This window comes from Tabrizicola sp., from assembly GCF_036781545.1.
GTDB lineage: Bacteria > Pseudomonadota > Alphaproteobacteria > Rhodobacterales > Rhodobacteraceae > Tabrizicola.
This window is the reverse complement of the sequence record NZ_DAIQAT010000198.1, coordinates 1-5,708: the sequence shown is the minus strand read 5'-3', so window position 1 is coordinate 5,708 and position 5,708 is coordinate 1. Positions and strand designations below refer to the sequence as shown.

General features: G+C 67.4%; 6 protein-coding genes. 3 read left to right on the top strand and 3 right to left on the bottom strand.

Features of this window, described 5'->3' with window-relative positions; genetic code table 11:
• Together V7Q39_RS18895 and V7Q39_RS18890 are read left to right on the top strand one after the other, a co-directional pair.
• Nucleotides 1-1,073 (top strand): trimethylamine methyltransferase family protein (locus V7Q39_RS18895; RefSeq protein ID WP_333818163.1); only part of this gene is annotated, 1,073 nt, incomplete at its 5' end.
• Between the two features lie 13 nt (nucleotides 1,074-1,086).
• Nucleotides 1,087-1,665: a TetR/AcrR family transcriptional regulator gene (locus tag V7Q39_RS18890; RefSeq protein WP_333818162.1), complete on the top strand. Its 579-nt coding sequence runs from the start codon at nucleotides 1,087-1,089 to the stop codon at nucleotides 1,663-1,665.
• Here the strand turns inward: V7Q39_RS18890 and V7Q39_RS18885 are convergent, their stop codons facing one another.
• Genes V7Q39_RS18885 through V7Q39_RS18875 form a run of 3 tightly spaced genes read right to left on the bottom strand, consistent with a single transcriptional unit; the run spans nucleotide 1,666 to nucleotide 3,379 of the window.
• Nucleotides 1,666-2,556: an SRPBCC domain-containing protein gene (locus V7Q39_RS18885; protein ID WP_333818161.1), complete on the bottom strand. Its 891-nt coding sequence runs from the start codon at nucleotides 2,554-2,556 to the stop codon at nucleotides 1,666-1,668.
• The gene (locus V7Q39_RS18880; protein ID WP_443082549.1) at nucleotides 2,553-3,041 is read right to left on the bottom strand and encodes an SRPBCC family protein; all 489 of its coding nucleotides are present in this window, start codon (nucleotides 3,039-3,041) and stop codon (nucleotides 2,553-2,555) included. The genes V7Q39_RS18885 and V7Q39_RS18880 overlap by 4 nt, the downstream gene beginning before the upstream one ends.
• Nucleotides 3,038-3,379, bottom strand: a complete 342-nt coding sequence (locus tag V7Q39_RS18875; RefSeq protein ID WP_333818160.1) for an ArsR/SmtB family transcription factor — start codon at nucleotides 3,377-3,379, stop codon at nucleotides 3,038-3,040. The genes V7Q39_RS18880 and V7Q39_RS18875 overlap by 4 nt, the downstream gene beginning before the upstream one ends.
• A 197-nt stretch (nucleotides 3,380-3,576) precedes the next feature.
• Between V7Q39_RS18875 and V7Q39_RS18870 the strand changes: the two genes are divergently transcribed.
• Nucleotides 3,577-5,708 (top strand): malate synthase G (locus V7Q39_RS18870; protein ID WP_333818159.1); only part of this gene is annotated, 2,132 nt, incomplete at its 3' end.

Below are 5,708 nucleotides of genomic sequence, written 5' to 3'. Positions count from 1 at the left end.
GCCTGAACGTGATCCAGCAGGAATCCGGCGGGCCGCTGGAGCCGATGGACCTGCCCGCCGCCACGCGCCATCTGGATCTCTACCTCAGCCAGATCACCCTTCTGGACAAGAGCTGGAACCTGAACGCGCTCGGGCGGGACCGCACGATGGACGGGCTCAACATGGCGGCGCTCTGCATGGGCTGGTCGCTGGACGATCTTGCGCGGCAACCGATGATGATGGGGGTGATCAACACCAACTCGCCCCGGCAGCTGGACGACCCGATGAGCCAGGGCCTGATCGCACTGGCCGAGCATGGGCAGGTCGCCATCGTGACCCCCTTCACGCTGGCGGGCGCCATGGCCCCGGTCAGCCTGGCGGGCGCGCTGGTCCTGCAGCATGCCGAGGCGATGTTCGGCGTGGCGCTGACCCAGATCGTCAGGCCTGGCGTGCCGGTGATGTATGGCGGCTTCACCTCGAATGTCGACATGAAGACCGGCGCGCCTGCCTTCGGCACTCCGGAATATGCCAAGGCCGCCCAGGCCTCGGGCCAGCTTGCCCGCCGGATCGGGGTGCCCTTCCGGTCCTCCAACACCACGGCGGCGAATGCCATCGACGCGCAGGCGGCCTATGAATCGATGATGTCGCTCTGGGGCTGCCTGATGGGCGGGGCGCATCTGGTGATCCATGGCGCGGGCTGGATGCATGGCGGGTTGACGGCAAGTTTCGAGAAGCTGATCCTTGATGCCGAGATGCTGGGGATGATGCAGGCCTATTTCAAACCGATCGCCGTCACCGAGGACGCCCTGTCGCTGGAGGCCATCGCCGAGGCGGGCGTGGGCGGGCATTTCTTCGGCACGGCACAGACCATGGCGCTGTACGAGACCGCCTTCCACCCGCCGATGCTGTCGAACTGGGACAGCTATCCGAACTGGCAGGCGCGCGGGTCGGAGGAGGCGCCGCAGCGTGCAAACCGTATCTGGAAGGACCTGCTGGCGCAGTACGAACCGCCCGCGCTCGACCCCGGCATTGCCGAAGCGCTGGAAGCTTTCGTCGCCCGCCGCAAGGCCGAGGGCGGGGCCTCGACGAACTGATGGCGACGAACTGATGGCCCGCTTCACCCGCCTCTCCAGCGACGACCGCCGCGCGCAGTTGATCGACGTGGGCCTGGCCTGCCTGGCCGAGGGCGGCATCCTGCATTTCACCGTCGACCGCATCTGCAAGGCGGCGGGCGTCTCGCGCGGGCTGGTGCTGCACCACTTCGGCTCGATGGCCGAAATGCTGACCGCCGTCTACGCGCATCTCTACCGTGACACTGTGCCCGACCTTGCCGCCCTGCCGCCCGAGACCCGGCTTGAGGCGCTGATCGACAGCGTCGTCGCGCCCAAGGCCTTCAGCCGCGACACGCTGGCGGCCTGGCTCGCGCTCTGGGGCCAGATCGCCGTGACCCCGACCCTGCAGGCGGAACACCAGCGGCAATACCGGGTCTACCTCGGACAGGTCAGCGATGCGATTGCCGCCTGCGCGATGGCACGGGGGAGGCAGGTCGAGGCCCGCCCCCTTGCGGTGTCGCTGATCTGCCTGATCGACGGGCTCTGCCTGCAACAATGCATGGACCCCGACGCCCTTGGTCCGGAGGCGGCGAGAGAGGCCTGCCAGGCCTTCCTCGCGCCGCATCTGGGCTGATCACTCGGCGCCCACGATCCGCGCCAGCTTGCCCAGGGTCTGCAAGCCCAGTTCCACCGCGCCGAAGCCCTTGGCGTCGTGGTATTCCTTCGCGGTCGCCATCACCATGCCCAGCGTGACCCGGGTCGCTCCGCCCAGATCGTCGAACGACGCCCAGGCATCGGCGTGCTTCGGCCCGTTCTCGCCCCAGTGCAGCGTGTAGTCGAGCCGCGCCTCGGGCAGGATCGCGCCGTATTTGTGATGGTTCGGGAAGACCGTGCCGTCCGGCCCGATCATGTCGAAGACCCATTCGCCGCCCGCCCGCAGGTCGATGCGGCTGGTCCGGCAGGAAAAGCCTTCCGGCCCCCACCATTTCGGCAAGCTTTCGGCGTTCATCCAGGCACCCCAGACCACCGGGACCGGCGCCTTGATCACCCGTTGCAGAAGCATCGTCCGCTCCGCCACCGCGCCAAGGTTCGCCAGCCCGGCGGTGAACCCCTGACGGTAGCCCTCGGCCATGTCCTCGGCCAGCGAGGCAAGCTGGACCGTCACCGCGATGCGGGCTGCATCGGCGTCGCCGGTGAAATCGGCCGTGACCAGCGCCGCCGATTTTCGCGTGCCCTCCTGCGAGACGACCTCGTAGCCCACCGTCCGCGCCTCGGGCACCAGATCCAGCCAGCCGGCCTCGACCCTGATGTCCGGCTGCCCCGTCCCCTTGCAGAGCGAGACCTCGCGGCCCCCTACCCTCGCATCGGATTCAAGGAATTCCACCGTCACCTCCGGGCCGGGCGCCGCCCAGACCGCCCGGGCGGCGGGCGCGGTCCAAGCGGCATAGAGCGTCGCCACCGGCGCCGCGACCCGGCGGTCGAAGGTGAGCGTGGCGAAACGACCGGATTGAAGATCGCTGCTCACTTCAGCAGCCCCTTGGCGTAGTCCTCCAGCTGCGTCACCACCGTGCCCCAGCCGTCGAAGAAGCCCATGTCCTCATGCGCCTTGCGGGTGTCGGGGTTCCGGTGCCGGGCGATGGCGGTATAGGTCGTCCCGCCCCCCGGTGCATCGGACAGAAGCAGGATCGCGGTCATGAAAGGCTCCGGCGCGGGTTTCCAGCCTTCGGTGTAAGTGTCGGTGAACACCAGCTTTTCGCCGGGCACCACCTCAAGATAGACGCCCTTGTTGTCCATCACATTGCCTTCGACATCGAAGCTGGTGTTGAACCGCCCGCCGACCCGCAGGTCGATATCGACCGCCGTCACCTTGTGCGGCTTCGGCACGAAGAAATGCGGGATATGTTTCGGATCGGTCCAGCATTCCCAGATCAGCGCGCGCGGCACCGCAAGCGTCCGGGTGAAGCTGAGGTCGGTGGCGGGGTCCAGGCCCAAAGTCGTTTCGGCGGTCATGTCTCGCGCTCCTTCATGAGGTTCATCACATAGTCGTCCAGCCGATCCAGCCGCGCCTCCCAGACCTTGCGCTGCTCGTCCAGCCAGTCGGTCATCGGCTGCAGGGCCGCGGGCTGGAAGGCGCAGGACCTGACCCGCCCGTCCTTCTGCGTGGCCACCAGCCCCGCCGCCTCCAGCACCGACAGATGCCGCAGGATGGTCGGAAGCTTAAGTCCCGTGGGGCCGGCCAGTTCCGTCACCGGGGCCGGACCCTTGGCAAGCCGGTTCAGCATCATGCGCCGCGTCGGATCGGAGAGCGCGTGGAAAAGGAGGTCGAGGTGAGGATCATGCTTAGCCATATTGCTAACTAAACTCTCCGGCCCGAGTCGCGCAAGAGAAACTTAGCCAATCAGCGAAGTTTTGACCTTCAGGATTTCCCGACAGGTGATTTCCGGCCTTGCTTGAAATTCCGCACCGGCTTTCCTTGCCGCCGCCCGGCCCCCTCGCCTATTGTGTGCCACAGCATACAAGCGGCCTGCGGCCAAGGGGGATTGCCATGACCGAACGTCTGGATCGTGCGGGGCTTCAGGTGGATGCGGTGCTGGCCCGCTTCGTCGAGGACGAGGCCCTGCCCGGCACCGGGATTGAGGCCGGACCTTTCTGGAGCGGCTTCGCCACCCTGCTGGCCGAGTTCGCCCCCCGCAACCGCGCGCTGCTGGCAAAACGGGACGAGCTTCAGGCAAAGATCGACGCCTGGCACATCGCGCGGCGCGGCCAGCCGCATGACCATGCCGCCTACAAGGCTTTCCTGGCCGAGATCGGCTATCTCCTCCCCGAAGGTCCGGCGTTCAGCATCGAGACCACCAATGTCGACCCCGAGGTGGCGAAGGTGCCCGGCCCGCAGCTGGTGGTCCCGGTGACGAATGCCCGCTACGCGCTGAACGCCGCGAATGCGCGCTGGGGCAGCCTGTACGACTGCCTCTACGGCACCGATGCGATGGGCTCCCTGCCCCCTTCCGGCGGCTATGAGCGGGGCCGGGGCGCCCGCGTGGTGGCCCGCGCGCGGGTCTTCCTGGATGAGGCCTTCCCGATTGCCGGGGCCAGCCACGCCGACGTGCGCCGCTATGCGGTGAAAGACGGCGCGCTTCTGGTCGACGACCTGCCGCTGGTGGACCCTGCTAAGTTCGTGGGCTACCGCGGCAACCCGAAGGCACCGGACGCAATCCTCTTGCGAAACAATGGCCTGCACGTCGAGCTGGTCTTCGACCGCGCGCATTTCATCGGCTCGCGCGACCAGGCTTTGCTGGCGGACGTCCAGCTGGAAAGCGCGCTGACCGCGATCATGGATTGCGAGGATTCGGTCGCCTGCGTCGATGCCGAGGACAAGGTCGGGGCCTACCGCAACTGGCTGGGGCTGATGCAGGGTACGCTGTCGGAGGCCTTCCAGAAAGGCGGCCGTCAGGTGGAGCGGCGGCTGGCGGCGGACCGGGAATATCTCGACCCGGCGGGCAGCCCCTTCACGATCAAGGGCCGCGCGCTGATGTGGGTCAGGAACGTGGGCCACCTGATGACCAACCCGGCGATCCTGCTGCCGGACGGCTCCGAGGTGCCGGAGGGCCTGATGGATGCGATGGTTACGGTGATGATCGCGCTCCATGACCTGAAGAAGACCGGGGGAATGCGGAACTCGGTCATGGGGTCGGTCTATGTGGTGAAGCCGAAGATGCATGGGCCGGAAGAGGTCGCCTTCGCCGACGCGGTGATGGCGCGGGTGGAGGCGGTTCTGGGCCTGCCGACGGCCACGGTGAAGCTGGGGATCATGGACGAGGAGCGGCGGACTTCGGTCAACCTGAAGGAATGCATCCGTGCCGCTCAGGGGCGGGTGGCCTTCATCAACACCGGCTTCCTCGACCGGACCGGGGACGAGATCCACACCAGCATGGAAGCCGGGGCGTTCAGCCGGAAGGACTTCATCAAGCGGAAGTCGTGGATCACGGCCTACGAGAACCTGAACGTCGACATCGGGCTGGAATGTGGCCTTTCGGGCAAGGCGCAGATCGGCAAGGGAATGTGGGCGATGCCTGACCTGATGGCGGCGATGCTGGACGAGAAGATCGCCCATCCCCGCGCGGGGGCGAACACGGCCTGGGTGCCCTCGCCCACCGCCGCCACGCTTCATGCCCTCCACTACCACAAGGTCGACGTCTTCGCGGTGCAGGCCCGGCTGGCCAGGGGGGGGCGACGGGCGCATGTGGACGGGATCCTCGACATTCCGCTGGCGAGCTTCCAGGCTTGGAACCGGGCACAGGTCGTGCGGGAGGTGGAGAACAACGCCCAGGGGATCCTCGGCTATGTGGTGCGCTGGATCGACCAGGGGGTCGGCTGTTCCAAGGTGCCGGATGTGAACGACGTCGGGCTGATGGAGGACCGGGCGACCTGCCGGATCTCGGCCCAGCATATCGCAAACTGGCTGCATCATGGGGTGGTCAGCGAGGCGGAGGTGATGGAGGCGCTGCGGAAGATGGCCGCGGTGGTGGACCGGCAGAATGCGGGCGATCCGCTGTATCGGGCGATGGCCCCGGCCTTCCCGGGGGCGGCGTTCCAGGCAGCCTGCGATCTGGTCTTCAAGGGGCGGGAGCAGCCTTCGGGCTATACCGAGCCCCTGCTCCATGCCTGGCGGCTGCGGGT